At 40.6% G+C, this 18,542-nt stretch carries 17 protein-coding genes and 1 pseudogene; 11 read left to right on the top strand and 7 right to left on the bottom strand.

The genetic code is table 11. The features are described from left to right. From AC5JL8_RS29370 to AC5JL8_RS29385, 4 genes are all read left to right on the top strand, one after another. The coding region (locus AC5JL8_RS29370) for an ATP-binding protein (RefSeq protein ID WP_495883212.1) at positions 1 to 1,298 on the top strand (1,298 nt) is incomplete at its 5' end. A 296-nt stretch (positions 1,299 to 1,594) separates the two neighbouring features. Then, positions 1,595 to 4,108, top strand: a complete 2,514-nt coding sequence (locus AC5JL8_RS29375) for a GTPase (protein WP_495883213.1) — start codon at positions 1,595 to 1,597, stop codon at positions 4,106 to 4,108. A gap of 15 nt (positions 4,109 to 4,123) precedes the next feature. Then, positions 4,124 to 5,890, top strand: a complete 1,767-nt coding sequence (locus AC5JL8_RS29380) for a GTPase (RefSeq protein WP_495883214.1) — start codon at positions 4,124 to 4,126, stop codon at positions 5,888 to 5,890. Between the two features lie 359 nt (positions 5,891 to 6,249). Then, positions 6,250 to 7,260, top strand: coding sequence for a tyrosine-type recombinase/integrase (locus AC5JL8_RS29385; RefSeq protein ID WP_495883215.1), 1,011 nt, complete (start codon positions 6,250 to 6,252; stop codon positions 7,258 to 7,260). Positions 7,261 to 7,345: 85 nt separating this feature from the next. On the opposite strand, the gene AC5JL8_RS29390 is transcribed toward AC5JL8_RS29385, so the two are convergent. Next, entirely contained in the window at positions 7,346 to 7,855 is a 510-nt protein-coding gene (locus AC5JL8_RS29390) for an SLATT domain-containing protein (protein ID WP_495883216.1), read from the bottom strand. A 103-nt stretch (positions 7,856 to 7,958) separates the two neighbouring features. Here AC5JL8_RS29390 and AC5JL8_RS29395 point away from each other — a divergent pair, with 103 nt between their 5' ends. Together AC5JL8_RS29395 and AC5JL8_RS29400 are read left to right on the top strand one after the other, a co-directional pair. Then, positions 7,959 to 8,081 (top strand): hypothetical protein, encoded by a 123-nt coding sequence (locus AC5JL8_RS29395; RefSeq protein ID WP_495883217.1) that lies wholly within the window; start codon positions 7,959 to 7,961, stop codon positions 8,079 to 8,081. A 584-nt stretch (positions 8,082 to 8,665) separates the two neighbouring features. Then, complete coding sequence (locus AC5JL8_RS29400) at positions 8,666 to 9,106, top strand: helix-turn-helix domain-containing protein (RefSeq protein WP_495883218.1); 441 nt, start codon at positions 8,666 to 8,668, stop codon at positions 9,104 to 9,106. A 30-nt stretch (positions 9,107 to 9,136) separates the two neighbouring features. Here AC5JL8_RS29400 and AC5JL8_RS29405 read toward each other — a convergent pair whose 3' ends face one another. Beyond that, positions 9,137 to 9,295 carry a hypothetical protein gene (locus tag AC5JL8_RS29405; RefSeq protein ID WP_495883219.1) on the bottom strand — a complete coding sequence of 53 codons (159 nt, stop codon included), beginning with the start codon at positions 9,293 to 9,295 and terminating at the stop codon, positions 9,137 to 9,139. Between the two features lie 388 nt (positions 9,296 to 9,683). On the opposite strand from AC5JL8_RS29405, the gene AC5JL8_RS29410 reads away from it, so the two are divergent. Both AC5JL8_RS29410 and AC5JL8_RS29415 read left to right on the top strand, forming a co-directional pair. Further along, complete coding sequence (locus AC5JL8_RS29410; protein WP_495883220.1) at positions 9,684 to 9,932, top strand: hypothetical protein; 249 nt, start codon at positions 9,684 to 9,686, stop codon at positions 9,930 to 9,932. A gap of 32 nt (positions 9,933 to 9,964) precedes the next feature. Continuing rightward, a complete protein-coding gene (locus AC5JL8_RS29415; protein ID WP_495883221.1) occupies positions 9,965 to 10,561 on the top strand; it encodes a phospholipase D-like domain-containing protein in 597 nt (198 codons plus the stop codon). Between the two features lie 286 nt (positions 10,562 to 10,847). Here the strand turns inward: AC5JL8_RS29415 and AC5JL8_RS29420 are convergent, their stop codons facing one another. After that, positions 10,848 to 11,882, bottom strand: coding sequence for a PDDEXK nuclease domain-containing protein (locus AC5JL8_RS29420; RefSeq protein WP_495883222.1), 1,035 nt, complete (start codon positions 11,880 to 11,882; stop codon positions 10,848 to 10,850). 142 nt (positions 11,883 to 12,024) lie between these two features. Here AC5JL8_RS29420 and parA point away from each other — a divergent pair, with 142 nt between their 5' ends. Then, on the top strand, positions 12,025 to 12,645 hold the full coding sequence (gene parA / locus AC5JL8_RS29425; protein ID WP_495883223.1) for a ParA family partition ATPase: 621 nt from the start codon (positions 12,025 to 12,027) through the stop codon (positions 12,643 to 12,645). Positions 12,646 to 12,703: 58 nt separating this feature from the next. Further along, on the top strand, positions 12,704 to 12,973 hold the full coding sequence (locus AC5JL8_RS29430; protein WP_495883224.1) for a ribbon-helix-helix domain-containing protein: 270 nt from the start codon (positions 12,704 to 12,706) through the stop codon (positions 12,971 to 12,973). 72 nt (positions 12,974 to 13,045) lie between these two features. Here the strand turns inward: AC5JL8_RS29430 and tnpC are convergent, their stop codons facing one another. From tnpC to AC5JL8_RS29450, 4 genes are all read right to left on the bottom strand, one after another. After that, positions 13,046 to 14,464, bottom strand: coding sequence for an IS66 family transposase (gene tnpC / locus AC5JL8_RS29435; RefSeq protein WP_495883243.1), 1,419 nt, complete (start codon positions 14,462 to 14,464; stop codon positions 13,046 to 13,048). 69 nt (positions 14,465 to 14,533) lie between these two features. Further along, positions 14,534 to 15,508: a ParB/RepB/Spo0J family partition protein gene (locus AC5JL8_RS29440; RefSeq protein ID WP_495883225.1), complete on the bottom strand. Its 975-nt coding sequence runs from the start codon at positions 15,506 to 15,508 to the stop codon at positions 14,534 to 14,536. Next, entirely contained in the window at positions 15,505 to 16,260 is a 756-nt protein-coding gene (locus tag AC5JL8_RS29445) for a ParA family protein (RefSeq protein ID WP_495883226.1), read from the bottom strand. Before AC5JL8_RS29445 ends, AC5JL8_RS29440 begins: the two co-directional genes overlap by 4 nt. A gap of 225 nt (positions 16,261 to 16,485) precedes the next feature. Then, entirely contained in the window at positions 16,486 to 17,844 is a 1,359-nt protein-coding gene (locus AC5JL8_RS29450) for a pentapeptide repeat-containing protein (RefSeq protein ID WP_495883227.1), read from the bottom strand. Between the two features lie 215 nt (positions 17,845 to 18,059). Between AC5JL8_RS29450 and AC5JL8_RS29455 the strand changes: the two are divergent. Beyond that, positions 18,060 to 18,464: pseudogene (locus tag AC5JL8_RS29455) on the top strand (IS4 family transposase); the annotation flags it as partial. Positions 18,465 to 18,542 lie beyond the last annotated feature (78 nt).

Raw genomic sequence — 18,542 nt, forward strand, 5'->3', positions numbered from 1 at the left:
GTATCAAAATCGCTGAGGCCAGACAGCAGTTTATCGCCAGCATTACCCCACAGCAGCAGAGAGCTTTACTCATGGCGATGTCGGCAGAGGATTACTATGAGTTTGGGCATTTACTCGACGGTGGGGCAAGCTTTGAGAAGTTTGAGCAACCCCAATTACCCCACGGCCAGCCGGGGACAGTACAGGAGCAAGTAGAACAGCAGGCGATCGCACCCACTACCAGCGAAACAATCAGCTCAGTTTTGCAACGTGTTGCCCGTGAGGACGGAAGCACCGCGCTGTGTGGCGACCCCGGCACAGGTAAAAGCACAATCACCCGTGAGTATATCCGCCAAGTTGAGGCAAACTGTCCCGATGCTGACATAAGAGTATTAGCTGTAAAAAATGACTCATTCAATGGACTACGTGAGCGCGGCAAAGTAACCCGATTTGTGGGTGAAAACGCCATAGATAACGCCAGAACTTTCTTTTTAGGTGTTCAGACTGAATACAACAAACGCCTAGAAGTAACTGAGGATGGACGCTATTGCTTACCGCCAATAGTCATTATTCTTGACGACTGGCTGACCATCGCCGCCAAGCTGAACAAGGTAAAACCAGAGGATTTAGGTTTTGATTTTGGTCAGATTCTTTTTGATGTGCTGATTGTGGGGCGTGAGTATAACATGAAGTTTTTTGTTAACTTGCACTCCCTCAACCTCAAAGCGATCGGCATTCAAGAATTAGACCAAAATACCCGCAAGGTTTTACGGCTGTTGCTGTTGGGCAACCGTTACCGCAAGGATGGACGTGAGATTGACGCTTACGGCGTGATTGAGCAAGCCATTATGGGTAATCAGGTCATCACCCATACCAAGGATAAGGAATTGGTGAGAGCGCAGTACAGCGAACTAAAAGCGCAGTCCAGAAGCCAATATCAGCCCGTGATGTTTGCCTTTGTGGGTGGGTACTACCTGGGCTTAGTGCCTAAGTTTCAACAGGCGGAAGTCAGCGTTCGCCCAGTGACGGCAGAGGAATTAGCTAAGTTAGAGCAGCTTTACCAAGAGCTAGAATTTGACCTGAAACCCGTTAGCGAAACGACGAAACAACCATCTGGTAAAGAATCCAGCGCACAAGAAAAACGTTTCACCCGTTTCAACCTGACTCAAGTTGAAGCAAAAGCGGAGATATTGAGACTACGAAACGCGAAACACAACCAGACCCAGATCATAAAAATCTTGTGGGATGCCAAGCCAGGAGAGAATGAAGCGTATAAGCAGGCGCTCACTGAATACAAACAACTAATTAGTGATGAGTGATAAATCTTCTTGGTGTGGGGTGTTGTTTTTCTTTCCCTACCCCCAAAACCCTACACCCTGCTTAAAAAAAGCCTTTGGTGATGTTCGACAGAGATTCTGTCGAACATCTTTAAGTTCTGCGTTTAGGGCATGGATCTAGGCTCCATGCCAAAGACAGTTGAGGAATAGGAAAAACCCGATCAATGAAGCATTGCTAGAAAGTACCGCAAAAGCTTTTATACCAAACAAGTATAATTACTGACATAAAATGCTCGGTTATTGCTTAGGCTAGGTAGAGTATTCAGATAGAGAGAAAGATGTCTGACCAAACAGTTTTAGCCCCTAAGCAACTAGACTATGGCTTTTTACTCCTCACACACATAGTCTGTGCCGACCAACAAATTCACAGCGAAGAAGCAAAGATCCTACAGGAACTAGCCAATAATAGCAAAATGGGAGAGCGCACTATTGAGGAAATGGAGAAAATCCTCGCGCAAGCAGAAGACTTTTTATCAGTAGAAGATGTAGCTCGGAAAGTTCCACCTGGTAAGCAAAGTGAAACTATGCGACAAATACTAGCACTGGCTTATCTTGATGGTTTCTTCTCTCCTTTAGAACGAGAGATGGTTGATCAGATAGCAGGAATTTGGAGTTTTTCTCAGGGAGAAATAGAAAGACTAATTGAACAAGCTGAAGGCTTTGGTACTCCTAAAGATACTCTTCAAGAGCAGTCAGCACTATCGTTGGGTGCGCGCATCTTAAAGGGAGCAGATTCTTTATTGTCCCGCGTATTGGTGGATAATTTAACAAAAATTGCTCCTGAGAATTTAGGACGACAAATTAAGCAACTACGTCAAGAAATTTTATTATCAGGCCCTGAATATGATAAAGCTATTCAGGAATGTGCAGCGATCGCCACTGAAGATTACAAGTTTGCAGAATTAGCTCTCACAGGAACTAGACAAGCACTTTACAATTTGGGAAAAGGTATCGAAGAACAACTTACGACCATTCAGCGTCAAGCGTCTGGTAAAGGACAAGCGAAAACCGCAGTAGAGGTAGCAAAGCAGCTTGAGGATACTAAGAAGGCTCTTACAGTAAAAATTATTAAAGAAATTGAAAGTGTGCGTCAGTCACTTGCGGCTAAACAACGCGCTCTCAATCATTTCAGCATAGCATTTATGGGTAAAACCAAAGCGGGAAAAAGTACTCTCCACGCCATTATTACAGGAGATGGTTGGGATGGAATTGGTGTAGGTAAACAGCGTACTACTCGTTTTAATAGAGTATATGAGTGGAAAAATATTCGGATTATCGATACCCCTGGAATCGGTGCGCCAGGGGGTAAAACAGATGAAGAAATCGCTGAAAGTGTGATTGAAGAATCTGATGTAATTTGTTATGTTGTCACAAATGATAGTATTCAAGAAACAGAATTTAAGTTTCTCCAACTGTTAAAAGAAAAAGCCAAACCACTAATTATTTTGTTAAATGTCAAAAATAACTTGCGTGATTCTCGGCGCTTGGAGCATTTCTTAGCCAACCCTGAAAAACTATTTGTTATAGATGGACAAAATAGTTTGGGTGGACATATTGAGCGTATTCACCGCTACGCTAAACAACATTACGCTAATGACTACTTTGAGATTATTCCTGTCATGCTTCTGGCGGCACAAATGTCCTCTGAACCAGAACATGAAGGGAATAAGGATAAGCTGTTCCAAGCAAGTCAGATTCAGAAGTTTCTGGACTCTCTTCGCTTGTCTTTAGTTGAGTATGGAAAAATCAGGCGTTCACAAACTTTATTAGGCTCTACTGTAGGTGCAATTGACGAACCTAATCAATGGGTAACAGAACAAGGTTATATATATCAAAAATTAGCTGATACCCTAAAAGATAAATACAAAACTATTCGCAAAGACATTCAAAAAGCTGCAAGGGATAATCAGCAATATTTATTGCAACAAATTCAAGCTATTTTCCAAGATGCTTTTAACTCTATTCCATCTTTTGCAGAAGAATATTGGGATGCAAACGAAAGTCGAGCAAATCAAGGTTGGGAGCAAAAGCTTAAAGCTATTCGGTTTGAGCAACGGCTGAGAATTGCTTATGAAGAAAGTAGTCAAAACTTCAATCAAGAAATTGGAGAAATCCTTGAAGAAGTTGGGAATGAATTACAAATTGTTGCTCGATTAACTAATAATAATTTTAAATTTAAAGAACAGGATACAGATTTATTCCTGCGGAATTTAATGAAAATGGGTGGTAATCTCCTTGTCATAGCAGCACCTATTATAGGCTTATTCATCCCCCCCGTAGCGGCGGTTGTAGGAATTATAGGTTTTGCTCTTCACCAAATTTCTGGATGGATAAAATCTAAAGAACAGAAGCGACGTGAGGCTGTACAAAATATTTCTAAATCTTTGTCTAATCAACTTACTCATCATCAACAAAATATTATTCAGCAAGCTCAGAATGATTTTAAAAAATATACTGATGCAGTAGCTGATAGTATTAATATTTATTTTCAAGAAATGATTAAAGGTTTGGAAATTATTTCTAAACAACTTGAAACAGCTAAAAGTAGGTTAAATGATAAATCCAATTACATTAATCGTGCTTATGCCAAACGCATAATTGATTGGGGTGTTGGCAAGCATGAACCCCTCACAGACGAAGTAATCATCAAAATAATAGCGAAAGTGGAGCGTGATTTTGGTAGTAGTATGAAAATTCATACTAAATCTAAATTACGGTTAAGCAAATCTTTAAGAGATATCACACGAATTTTACAAGAAGATATCTCTATTCAAGCTAGTAACGAAATATAGGAGAATAAAATAACCATGAATCAGAATAAACAAATATTGGATGCTGCTGCTGTTAATGAGAAATTCAAAAATACCTTAGTGAAATTTGATCACATACTAGCTCAAGGTAAACATATTGAATTATCAGCTATTCGTAAAAAACTGCGTGAGGACTTAAAAGCTTATCATCAAGAGGGAATTTTATCATTAGCTTTTGTTGGTCAATATAATGCTGGTAAATCTACCACAATTTCTGCTATTACAGGACGACGTGATATTCGCATTGATTCTGATATTGCAACAGACAAAACTGCTAGTTATGCTTGGAACAGCATCAAAATTATAGATACACCCGGACTTTTTACAGACCGAAAAGACCATGATGAGATTACCTATGATGCTATCAATAAGGCGGATTTATTAGTTTTTTGCTTGACATATATGCTGTTTGATTCGGTTACGGTAGCTAATTTTAAAAAATTAGCCTATGAAAAAGCTTATCGCTTTAAAATGATGCTGATTGTCAATAAAATGTCAGATGAAGCAGGAGAAGAAGCGCAAAAAATTGCTAATTATCGTCAAAGTTTGAAAGAAGCAATTAAACCTCATAGTCTAGATGAATTTCCTGTATGTTTTATTGATGCTAAAGATTATTGTGAAGGTGTAGATCAAAATGATGATTTTCTCATTGAGATTAGTCGATTCCAAACTTTTTTGGATGAATTGAATAAGTTTGTTAAAAACCGTTCAGTATTAGCTCGGTTTGATACACCAATCAGAATAGCACTCAGTTGTGTTGATGAAGCTCAGTTGATTTGTACACGCGATGATAACCAAGATTCAGCTTTTTTAGAGGTACTAACGCGCTTATCTCGCACAGTTCGTAAAGAGCGTGAACGCCTACGTATAAAAGTTAATAATATAGCTCTACAGATGTCAGTAGCAATAGCGAAGGAAGGTACAATTCTTGCTGCTGCTGTTGGAAGTGAGCAAGATTTTACAATGCTAAATAAACAGACTGAAATCAATGTAAAACAGCACTATGAAAAAGCAGAAACTCAACTTCAAGATGTCATAAATACAGCAGTTGAAGATATTCGGCAAGAAGTTGAAGAATTTCTTCAAGGTAATCTCGTACAAACTTTCATAACTTGCTTAGAAAAAAGACAAAGTATTTCTGCTGATAGTGTTAACAGTGATATGGATTTAGAACGAATAAAAAGTCAAATTAATTGGCTCAAAGATATTGGTGAAAAAGCAGGAGTTGAAGTCAGCAATTTTGCCAAACGAGAACTTTTATCTACGGCTAGTAGTAGCGGTGGTTTTTTGCGTTCTATGGATGTAGCAGGTAGTGGTTTACATCAGACAGTATTAGCTGTAGGAAAATTTGTAGGCTTTGATTTTAAGCCTTGGCAAGCGGTTGGTATTGCTAAAAATATCGGTAACGCTGCCATGTTTCTTGGGCCAGCAGTGGCGTTGATTTCATTAGCAACAGATGCTTATACAGCACAACAGGAACAGCAGCGAGAAAAACAAATGGCAGATGTTCGTAGTGATATCACTAGCCAGTTTCAAGCAATTGCTAAAGATTTAGAAAATCAGATTGAATCACAACTACGGGAATTTGAACAACAAGTTTACGGGGAAATTGAACAGCAAATTGCAACAGCTCGTCAGAAAGAAGAAAGTGCGATCGCAGCTTCTAATACTTGGGTTAAACAATTATTAGAAGTACGCAAAGATTTTGATTTGATTCTCCGTTATATAACCAAGGCGACAGTCCACACAGCAAAAGCTCATTAACCTCAAGGGTATTTCTCAAAAAATGCGGACGAAAGACCTGATTTGTTGTTACTCCTTGGTTTTTGTAATATATATGTAATAAAAAATGTAAAACGTTTGCCAACAGTATCTTCCGTAAGATTACCCCTCGCTCTGCACTCTCATCAAACTTTCACCCCTGCATCAAAGTGATATCACAAGCTTGATAGCTATCACAAGCTTGATAGCAAAGATTCACGAAATACAGGTATAGAAGAGAGTGTAGACAATTTATCAAGACGCAACATGAGCAAAACAAGATTCAGAGAGGGGCGAACAGCTGCATAATAAAGGACGGTATTGGAAACTGCTATTCTCAATACCGCAGGCGGGGTGGGGTCATGAGCAAAGATAGTGAATCCGTTGACTTAGTTATAGTCGAAAAATTAGAAAATTCTCTGTCGGCGAAGATTGAGACATACTTTGCTGGTGTAATTGACTCTGACCCCGATGTACTGGAGGAACTGCTTAAATCCAAAAACAGTGAGGGAACCCGTAGAGCTTACCGCAGGGATATCACGGATTTTTTTACTCGCATGACGGAAGTGCGTCCTAACCGGGATTCTATTTTGGAGTTTTTACACCTGGAGGGCCACAAAGCCACACTGGTAGTGACTAAGTACAGAGCCATTCTTGCGGAAGCTGGGCTATCTCCCAACACGATTAACCGCAGGCTGGCGGCAATTAAATCTCTGGTGGCCTACGGGCGAAAGCTGGGGGTGTGTAACTATGCTGTGGATGTAGACAGTATTCCTGTGCAGGCTTACCGCGATACTAGCGGTGTCACTGAAGAGGAATTTTTGAACGTGATCCGGCATTGCGATCTCTCAACGCTGGCCGGGAAGCGGGACTATGCTTTGCTGCTGCTACTGTGGGGCAATGCTCTGAGGCGAAATGAGGTCAGCACCTTGGACTTAAGACATTTTGACGGATCTAAAGGCAAGCTATCAATTTTGGGTAAAGGCCAGCAAAAAAGAGAGACAGTTAACCTGCCAAAAGTCACTGTGATAGCGATTACTGACTGGCTGATCTCAAGGGGTGGTGATATGTCAAAGTCCCGCCCGTTGTTTACTTCAGTTGACTTTTACGCAGAAGGTCACAGGTTAACCGGGGATGGCATCTATAAAATAGTCAAACGCTTGTTTAAACGGGCAGGGGTTGAGAAGCACATGAGTCCGCACCGTTGCCGCCACAGTGCCATTACTGCTGTACTTGAAAAGACTGATGGCAATGTGCGGAAAGCCCAAAAACTCAGCAGACACGCTAAATTGAACACACTTCAGATTTACGACGATAACCGCAACCGTGATCAGCTGGAAATGTCTGAGCTGTTGATGGGCGGGTTGGATTGAATAGGTTGCCACTTGTTAGAACTTCAGTTCAATGGGTGCCAAATTGCGGAATCTTTCACGGATGTCGGCTCAATGCCCAATAGCTCTATATAGCAGAATTAAAAGGAGCTAGAAAACGCTTCATTGCTTTTGACATAGCCCAAGTGGGTATTCGAGGGCTTTGTCTCAGCAGTTGTGTTCGCTCTTCCATAAGCTTTTCCCACTGGCTGACAACCTCCGCTGACTCAATGAGGCTCGCTCTCCCTTGCTTAATAAGAAGGTAAGTTTTTGTTGCCCAGGCATCCAACACATTTCCAGCCTCCAAGTGCAACTTCTCCTTTTCAGCAGGATTTAAGAAAGACATTGCTCCGGTAATCCCTGCCACTATAAAGGCTGTAATTCCTGCAAGGGTGGAATTTTTTGTAAACGCAGATATGCCGGAGATACTAGCTATAACTGCTGCTGGCAACCCAAAAAACATATGAATATTTCCGTAAGCATCAGATGCTCTGCGATGGCAGGTAGCCATTTCCAGAGCTTGATCCGCATACCACTCAATCTCCTGTACAACATCTGCCAAAAATCTAGCAGTATTAGGATTGCTTCTATCCGACATATCCAGTCCTCAAAAAATCACTCAACTTGTAACTAGGCAGTAAATGATCTGAAACGGTTTAGTTTGACTCTGGTGCCAGCGAAACCGATAATTCACTTTATCGGTGATAGAATCTCAGTTTCCCACAAAACAACGGGGCGATCGCACCTTTGCAACAGAACTAAGAGTCAAGCAAGTGATCGCACCGCTACTTTTTCACTATGTTGTGTATCAACTGTTTAACTGATTTTTACTTTTCAATAAAGCTACTTGTCGTTCAATAGAAGTTGGCATTTTCTCAAGACAGGGGATAGGTTTTAAATGTATCCATATTTGAATAGAGGCGTTTGTTGCTACTAAGGTAGTAGAAATAATACTTAGAAGCGACTTCAGTTGGTGTAACTTAGGTTTTTTCATTAGTTTCCTTTTTGGATAAAACTGCAAGAACCTAGAACACCAGTAGAGACACCAGAGACTTCAGATGGTAAACTAAAACTAAATAAGATATATAACAAGCGCTCGATTGCCCTGGTGTACTACTAGTGTGGTCGAGCTATTCCCTTTATATAGTAATTTTTAGCACCATGCAAGTGTGGGAAAACACGAAGACATACGAATCAAACGCTCCCGTAGAAATAACACACAAGTCATTACCACTTGAAAAAATAACTAGCAATATATACCAGTGTAAAAGTAATACCAGATAAGATATAACAGAGCTGCTGCATTAAGTGCATGGGTACTAAAAAGTTGTGTGCATGAGTCACCATATGCACCTAATGCTTGGGTACAAACGCATGGAAAACTAGACTACTGACGCAACTATTTCGTATGTCAACTCCAAAAAATTTTGTTGAAAAATCTAATTCCTTGAAGAAATCAGAACCATTACCCACTTCAGTCGCGTTTATTCATAATTTCTTAGACGAGTACGGGTTAGACCCCTACGAATTTCGTATTTATACTCATATGGTTCGTAGAACTGGTGGTAAAGAAGAAGGAGTATGCTTCGCTAGCCTCAAAAAAACTGCTCAAATTTGTAAAATGAGCGTTCGGAAAGCACAGCAGGCGTTAAAAATATTAATACAAGCAAAATTATTAGAGCAAACAAAACGTTCAGGGCGAACAGACGAATATAGAGTTACCGCAACCCATGAATGGGCTAACAGAGAAGAATTAGACAAAATCCGTCAAGCTATTATGAGCGGGAAAGCCGAGGAACATCTTGAAGTTGGCCCCAATACTACTGAAAAAATTCTCGAAATTTTATAACTGGACAACCAGTTCTCAACCAACACAAAATTATTCATCACTTTCACGGGAGGGCAGGGGATTATGACGACATGAGGGCGAAAGCGCCGACTGTAAAGCATTCAGCCTCAGATTAATTAACCCGCAGAGCGATCGCCCTCGTCGGCGGGAAAAGGGGTTATGACGACATTCCAGCAGCGAAGAAGGCAACCAAAAATTAGCGATCGCAGTTTTGAATGGGAATCTTGATATTTTTATAGGTCTTGTAGGGCATTATAGGAGGAAACCCTTGCTAAATTCGGTCATTTGTCTTTTCTATGACCAATAGCACAAGAGCGAGCGCACCCAAAAACAACTGCCGGATGCGCTCGCTTTCTTTGACGGGATACTGAATTATCTCGGCATCTTTCTAAATGCACCTACAGTAAGGCATTCAACCCTGATTAACCCACTCGCGATCGCTTCAGGGGTGGTAAATAGTGTAAGTGGTAATGAGCCGCAGTGTGTGTAATTTCTGACAACATAGAATCGTTGTTCTAGTTAAACTGTAAGCATTTTTGGGAATCCTTATATAAAGAGAAGGATTTAGGGTACTTTTATGGCTCAAGTAGTATGTGAACAATGCAGGCATCAATTTGAAGCTGAGAACCATTTAGTGACTACTGGATCTGTTATTGCAGGTGCTGCGGCTGGTGCTTGGTTTGGTTCACGCATAGGCATCGTGGCGGGGCCTTTGGGAGGAATTGCTGGAACTATTCCGGGGGCTGTTATTGGAGGAGTTTTAGCAGGTCTTGGAGCTAGTAAGGTAGTGACCTGTCCTTCCTGTGGACACACATTCCTACTTTGAACTACTAATGATTTAAAAGTTTTTAGAAAAACATGAGTTACAAACTCGTATACGATGCAAAAGAAAGCTTAGATGTTTTTAATCAAGCATTAAAGCAAGTACAAGATAGATTAATTATGGTTTGTCCTTGGGTACAGAAGCAGATTGTTGATGAAAGTACAGTTCAGACAATAAGAAATTTATTAGAAAGTCGTATACAGGTTAATATAGGCTGTGGATTTACATCAGAGATTCCTAACCCATTATCTGAAACAAAATTTTACGATTTGATGACAAAATGGAACTACAAGGGTTTACAAGATATCTATACTTTAGAAGTTGAATATAAAATATATTTTCAATTAAAGTTTATTGGAACTCACGAAAAGTATTTAATTTGTGATGATAAATTTGCAATGATAGGGAGTCACAATTTTTTAAGCTCAAAAGGCAAGGATAATACAAAAGAAATAGGTATTTACACAACTGATAACAATATTATTCAAGAGTTGATAGAACATTACGATAATACACAACCTATTGTAGTTAGAGAAAAAACGTGCCACGAATATATGATCGAAGATTGTATTGATGAATTAAGCCGTAATATGCCTGATTACTACTCTGATTACTACTCTGATTACTACTAACAACTCTGAATCCTCGATCATCCCTTCGGTTTTCCTCAGTTCAGTATTAGCGAGAGCGCAAGAAGATTATGCAGTCGAAGCTGTTTTAAACCCTTATATATTCAGCTTTTGAGCTAGGCGCAAAAATTTACTGCTTAGTTGTTTCTTGCCTACTTAACTTGTATACACCTAGACATGATAGCTTGTATACAAGTCATGATGTCTAGATGTAAAGGTTTAATTGTACTGAAATTAATAATAGTAATATCTGAATAACGAGCAAGATAATTAACTAATTTAAATATATTTACTCATCTTCATTATCTACTTCCACAGACAAATTCTCCAATTCTGCTTCCAACTGCTCAATAGTTGGTAAATTTGTTTGTAACTCTTTGGGCAGTGATTTAGTAAGTTTAGTTTGCCATTCAGCAATACCAATTGGTTTATTCACATCACGCAGTGCGTACTCAGCGATAATATTATCCTTACTTGCACACAAAATTAGACCAATTGAAGGACTATCTAGAGGAGATTTAAGTAAATCATCTACAGCCGAAAGATAAAAATTAATTTTCCCTGCATACTCAGGTTTAAATTTACCTGTTTTCAGTTCAATTACTACAAAACAATGTAATTTTACATGATAAAAAAGCAGGTCTATATAAAAATCTTCATTGCCCACTTTTAAATTATACTGTTGTCCAACAAAAGCAAATCCCACACCTAATTCTAAAAGAAATTGTGTAATATGTTTAACAAGCTCTTTTTCTATTTCTCGTTCTTGTGCTGCTTCTCCTAAAGTTAAAAAATCAAAAACATAAGGGTCTTTTAAAGTTTCTCTAGCGATGTCTGATTGAGGAGAAGGTAATATAACATCAAAGTTATTGACAGCTTTGCCCTGACGCTCAAACAGTCTATTGTTAATTTGTAGAGTTAAAATATTTCTACTCCAACCATTTTCTAAGGTTTTTTGTACATACCATAGCTTTGCTGAAGTATCTTTGATAGCATCCAAAATACGGACATTATGCCCCCAAGGAATTAGTGCAACAAGCTGTTGCACAATTTGTTCATCTGGGTAAGCTTCTGCCAAAGCCCGCATATAGTTTAGGTTACGTGCTGAGAATCCTTTGAGATCCGGGAAAGCTTCTTTTAAATCCCTGGCAAGATGTTCAATAACTTTTGCACCCCATCCAAGTTGTTGTTGTTGCAGAAGAATATCTTGCCCAATTTGCCAATAGAGCAACACCAATTCGCGGTTAACAGACAATGCTGCTCGCACTTGGGCGTTGCGTATGCGTTCTTTTAGCCCCCGCAAGAAATTTTCATAATTGTCCATTTCGGTTAATTCTTAATTCCCAGGTTACTGATAAATTACTGCCCCAACAGTGTACTTTCTACTTGTTTACAATCTAACTTGTCAACTTGTAAACATTTGAATATATTAACGTGTTAACACTGTTATATGTATTCTTATCTACATGAAAACAATCGCCGTAATTTCTCGAAAGGGCGGTGCTGGTAAAACAACTCTGGCGGTGCATCTTGCTGTTGCTGCCACTATTGATGGCAGGGAAGCAGCAATCATTGACTTAGATCCACAAGCTTCGGCTGCTGGTTGGGGAGACAGTAGAACATTTGAAACTCCTGCGGTTGTCTCAGCACAAGCCGCCCGTCTACCAAAAGTTTTGGCCGCCGCCGCCGATAACGGGGCAGATATAGTTTTTATTGATACAGCACCGCACTCAGAAACCGCAGCCTTGGCAGCTATCCGGGCAGCTGACTTAATTTTGATTCCCTGCCGTCCGGCAATTCTCGACCTACGAGCAATCAGCGATAGTATCGATCTAGTAAAACTGGCTAATAAAACTGCAACTGTTGTCCTCAATGCTGTTCCTCCACGCGGTTCTTCTGCTAGTGAGGCCACCGAAGCGATCGCCACTTATGGAGTTGCAGTTGCCCCAATTCAAATAGGGCAACGGGCGGCATTTGTGCATAGCCTGACAGCAGGACAAACAGCCCAGGAATATGAGCCTTCAGGCAGGGCGGCTGAGGAAATTCAACAACTTTACAAGTGGATGTGTAAACAAGTAAAACTATAAACAACATAACTTGTATACAAGTAAACTTGTAACTTTAATTCGATAATACAGTATAGATATGGCTAAGAAGAATCTTGCAGACGCTCTACAAATTGCATCTGGAAAAGCAGCGACCGATGAACACTCTCCTTCTCCTGCCCAGGCTGCTGATAAGCCGGAGTTACCGCCAAGCAGACAGGGGAAAAAAGCGATCGCTGGTCATTTTGACCCAGCTGTATCTAAACAGTTAAAACAACTGGCACTGGAACAAGACACCACAGTTCAAGCCTTGTTAGCTGAAGCATTAAATGACCTGTTTGAGAAATACGACAAGAAGCCAATTGCTTGAGGTGAAGATTTGGGCAGTAGCAAACAGAACTTACTGAATTGTTTTGTGTATCTCGGAGCAATGCTTTTTGTGCTATATTTCCACCTCTTTTGATAAAAGAAACTTAAGTAACGACTGACCTTGGAATCGGCAAGTCTGCATTATTCCGAGGAGAAGCAAGTATTGAGGCGTAAAAGATTCAAAAAAACTTCCTGAAATCTTTCTTTGTACAGCTAAGTGTCTAAGCGCCCGCTCTCCCGCGTTATTGTTCCAGGGTATGCCATCTTGCTCAAGGAAAGTAAACAAACTGTGTTGATAACGCACAAATCGCTTTTGGTATTTGATTGCTAAGTCTGATCTGTAACTTTTATTAATTGTCTCTTTATAGAATTGATTAACATTGGCATTAAAGTTATTGAGATATTCTCTCTTTAATCCATACTCTTCTACTGTTTGCAAAATAGGCACAATCAGGTTTCGCATTTCTAACACAAAATCTTTAAATTCACTATCAAAAGGAGATTTCCATAAATCATCATTAATATCTCGAATTAAATGCACCCAGCATTTTTGTTGTTTGCATTTTACAGAGTCATAGCCAGGATAAAAATCTGAAATCAAAGTGCCATCATAACCACTCAGAAACTGATGAACAACTTCTGCCTCTCTTGTTGAGGTGAGTTTGAAAACAACGTGCCTTCCGTCCGTGAACACCCACACATACTGTTCAACTCCTTGAATGTTGATTTTTGTTTCATCAACATGAACAAAAGGACTTTTTAAAATTTTTTGAGTAAGAAGCCGCTCTGTCTCAGAATAATAAGTACTAAAGTATCTCAGAAAATTTATAATTGTACCTTCGCTGATTTTCTCACCAAACTGATCCATCAATGTCTGAGTTATGACTTTGTATGGTAAACGAAGAAATAGCCTATGGTATACAACCCATGCTTGAAAACCATGACCGTATACTAGATAGTTTGATTTCAGTTCAAGTGGGTTATAGCGGCGGTGACATTTTCGACAAAACCCCTTCTTACCCGTATATTTTGTTACTGTTTTCTTGATTCCGGACTCTATGAATGTCAGGTCAATGATGGTGCATTCGGTCACTTTATCTGATTCCTCAAGAGGTTCACCTTTGTGTTCTGGGCATTCTGTCCTCATTGGCACACAAATAACTGTATCTGCTGGAGGAATTAATTTGGTGGAACCTGGATGTCCCTGCTGACCACCACGCTTGAGTTTTGTCTCATGACTGATTCTGCTTCGCCGCAGACTAATCTTATTCTTGTCATAATCTGCATGGGCAAATTCTAGAATTGTTTCAAACTGATTATGAAGCTCAATGCTACCCTCTGGTGTCCATCGTTTGGGCTGATCGGCAAAATCAACTTCTGGCAGTGCCTCAGCAAAGTTCTTGATTCTACAAAGCTCATTAGTTAATAATTTGAGAGCTTGGCAATCGTCTTGATTGTAAGTGATTAACAGATTTTTATATTCGACTGCCAGCTAATTCTAGTTCCTTGAGATTACCAACCAAAGAAGGGGTAAATCGTACCAATATTGCCCTAAAAAAGGTTACTCAACACTCGTTAATGCCTCCAGTTGGGAGAGCAGTTTTTCTATCTGCTTCCGCTTCTTAGGGTCTGACCAAATGCGCGATTTTTTTAGTTTGGTAGTCGCAGCAGTAAAACGCTCTTTGTAATTGCTCGGCTCGGTGCTGTCGGTAGAAGCGGCGGCTTTCTTCTCACTAATCCGCTGTCTGATTTCGCTTAAAGACCAGTTGTTAGCAATAGCTTGTTCTAAAAAGTCAACACGCTCATTCAAATTGGGAATCTGGGCGATGGCTTTGGCTTTGGTGTATTCAATAGAACCATCCCTGAGTGCATCCAGAATATCTACTGGCAGGTTGAGCAGTGGCAAGCGGTTGTTAGCAAATGATTCCCAGGTCATTAAGCCTAAGCTTTCAAAAACATCCTCAACAATTTTGAGGTCGGGGTTCTCTGCGCTCGACCCCTGCTGTTCGGAGGTTTCATCTTTTCCAATAACGTTATTGGAAGAATTGGCTGCTTCTTTACGTTCATGTTGCAAGCGGCGCAGTAAGGGCGGTATTTCCTCAACGCTTCGGGCCAGTTTGAGAGCCAGCAGTTGTAAAATGCCTTCGGTTTCCTCAACTGGGTTCAGGTCTTCACGCAGCAAGTTTTCTATCAGTGCCAGTTGAAAAGCGGCGTTGTCGTCTAATTCTCTAATGACAACAGGAACTTCTTTCAACTCATTTTCTTGGGCTGCCCGATAGCGGCGTTCTCCTGCAACTACTTCGTATTTGCCACCATCAACAGGGCGTACTAAAAGCGGTTGCAGGATGCCATGCTGCTTTATCGATTCGGTTAACTGCTTTAATGCTTCCGGGTCAAAGTAACGGCGTGGTTGTGTCGCTGACAGAACAATCTGGTCTAACGGCATGGATTGGGAAGAACCCGCATTAGCTCCTGTGGTGTCCCAAGGTACGTCAATTTTGCTTTTGAGGGGTTGGGAGGCTTTAGTGCGTCTCATTTCAATGCTTCTAAACTAACGGCTATTTTTTTCAAGATTTGGATAGATGGATGCTTCGGGTCGTAAACTGCCAGGGGCATTCGTTCTTCTGAAGCATCAACAAAAGCAGTAGAGCGAGGAATTGCGGGGTAAATTGTTCCGGCTGGTGCAAGTTGTTCGGTGATGGCTGCTAGGGTACGGGTGTCCTGGGAGTTACGGGCATCGTATTTTGTCGGCACAAATCCGGCTATTTGCAATTTGCGGTTTGGTTTGTTACGTACTGTAGCAACCGTTTTTAAGAGTTCGCCTGTTCCCTCAAAGGCTTTGAAATGGGTTTCTAGGGGAACGAGAACATGGGTAGCAGCTACAAGGGAGATGTAAGAGAGTAAACCTAAGCTGGGAGGGCAATCTATGAGGATGAAATCGTAATTCTCTTGGATTGGCTCGATGGCTTCTTTCAGGCGGAAATCGCGCATGGAAGCACTAACCAATTGCATTTCTGCCGTACTGAGAGAGATGTTGGCAGGGGCTAAATCCATGCCATGAATGCCCTCATGAATTGGCAGGGGTTGTTCATCGACAATGGCATTGTTGACAGTTTGCTCTATTTCCCGTGGAACCAAGCCCATAAAGATAGTTAAGCTGGCTTGGGGGTCTATGTCGATGAGCAGGACGCGATGACCCAATTGCGCTATTTGGTAGCCCAAATTTTGGGTAAGGGTGGTTTTGGCGACACCTCCCGCCTGATTAAAAACTGCGATGATTCGGCTCATAAGTGAGTTGGTTGACCTGCCCCGTTACAACTTAAGATAACGGTAATACGCCAATCGGCAATGTTTATTTTTTGTCTGGGGCTGCTGCTTTTATTCAATAATTTAATGATGTTAAAGCGCAAGCATATTGTAGGGAAGAGCGATCACTCTTCACAGAACTTAGTGCTGCCTACTATCTATTCACAGTTTATACTGAGAGAGCTTTTTTACTATCTATCCGACTTTTCAAACACCCTCTAAGCGTTCGTGGCTGTTGGGGTTGTGGGTATCGCCGCCTATCTGTTCTGCATTAACTATGTCAGCATCTACAACCCCACCAGCAAACTGGGAGTTACGTAGGTCATAGTTGGAAACTTTTCTCGAATTCTCAGCTATAGTTTTTTGAACTGACCCTTGTTGCTCAACTATGTCAAACAGGCGGTTAATCTGCTTTTCATATCTAACTATTTGCGTTTCCTGATTAGCAATTAACGCATCTTTAGTCCTACGTTCTGCCTCATATTGTGCTTCCAAAAGTTTATGAGCAAGTTCATAACTATGCATGAAGTCACCGTATATTTTCGTCTTATCAGTGTCAGGAGAAGCGCTAACCCTAACTACAAGAACACTATCTCCTTTTTTCTCAATACTTTGGACATCTAACTGAGCACTTTGGTTTTCGACTTCTACCTTCTTGAACGAGTATGCAAAAGCATCCCAGTCAATACACTTACGAAAAATCAGGTCAATAGTTTCTAAAGTTTGTTGGAATAATTTGCTAAATTCTCCTGGAGCAAACTTTCCAGTATTGGGGCGACGCTCTTTTTGACCAGAGCGCAGATAAATATAGTCACAAATGACCTTATCTAAGTTTGAAGTACTGTTAGTATGCCAGTCATGCAAGCAAGCTCCAGTAAATTTGGCTGCTATAAAATTAGCTCCTAGTGCTTGCGAACCACTCAGATTAGCCCTACTAAGATTAGCTTCGTTGAGATTTGCATCTTTAAGATCAGCTTTTATGAGGTTAGCTCTGCTGAGGTTAGCTCTGCTGAGGTTAGCTCTGCTGAGGTTAGCTTCACAAAGGTTAGCTTCACAAAGGTTAGCTTCACAAAGGTTAGCCTCTTGAAAATCAGCCCCAAAAAAGCTTGCAACAAGGTCAGCCCTTTTTAGATTAGCTTCTCTAAAGTTGGCTCTACCAAAAGTAGCCCCTCTAACCTTAGCTTCACTAAGATCAGCCTCACTGAGATTCGCTCCTCTGAAGTCAGAATCTCTGAGGTCAGCCTTACTGAGATTTACTGCAAAGAGGTTTGCTGCTGTAAGGTTGGTTCCTATAAGGCTTGCTTCTGTAAGGTTTGCTTCTGTAAGATTTGCTCCTGTAAGGTTGGCTCCTGTAAGGTTGGCTCCTGTAAGGTCAATATAACTGAGATTAGCATCTCTAAAATCAGTCTTTCTAAGGTCAGCATTACTGAAGTTTGCCCCTCTTAAGTTAAAATCTCTGAGGTCTGCCTCACTGAGATTTACTTTTACATCAAAAATTTTCCTCCACAAATTCCAAAGCTTTATATTCAGTAGAAAAAGAAGAACTTGATGTTCTGCATTTGCCATCTAACGCCAGCCCTTCAGCTTTAATTGTTGGACACCGATTAACCTAGTACTTATTTGTTCAAAAGTGGCTTACTCTGCTTTATCACAACCTTCTAAAGCTGCTAGTAGGATATTGATGAGTGGATTATCAACTAGTTCTTTTAAGGCTTCAGTGCCACCTGCTTTCATCGCTCCTACTACATCAACTTACCCTCGTAAATTGGCTAAGGTATTGTTGTAGCCATGTAATTCTTTTTTCTAGCGACCTAACTCTGTCATTTGAAAAAATAATCGACTATTACAAACTCCGTTTCTAAATCGAGTTTAATTTTAGGGATGCCAAGCAGTTTTGGGGATTGGAAGATTTTATGAACCTGGGACAAACTGCTGTGACTAATGCTGCTAATTTAGCATTTTTTATGGTCAATTTATCCCACCATCTTCTCGCTAATTTCCGTCAACTCAATCCCGGCTCCGGCATTATTGATCTTAAGGCTTACTATCGTGGTTTTCGATATGTTTGTGAAATGTTAAAAATGCTTCCCGAAATCCCTGAGCCTATTTTATTAACCCAGATTTTTGCCAAGCTTACTGCTTTAGGACGTATTCATACCGTTTCTACCGGCGTTGAACCCTCGTAAATTGGCAGAGGTATTGTTACTATAAGAGCATTAATAAAAATCTATGTAGAAGTCACATCAATACCCGATCATGGTTTC

It is taken from the genome of Mojavia sp., from assembly GCF_059505145.1.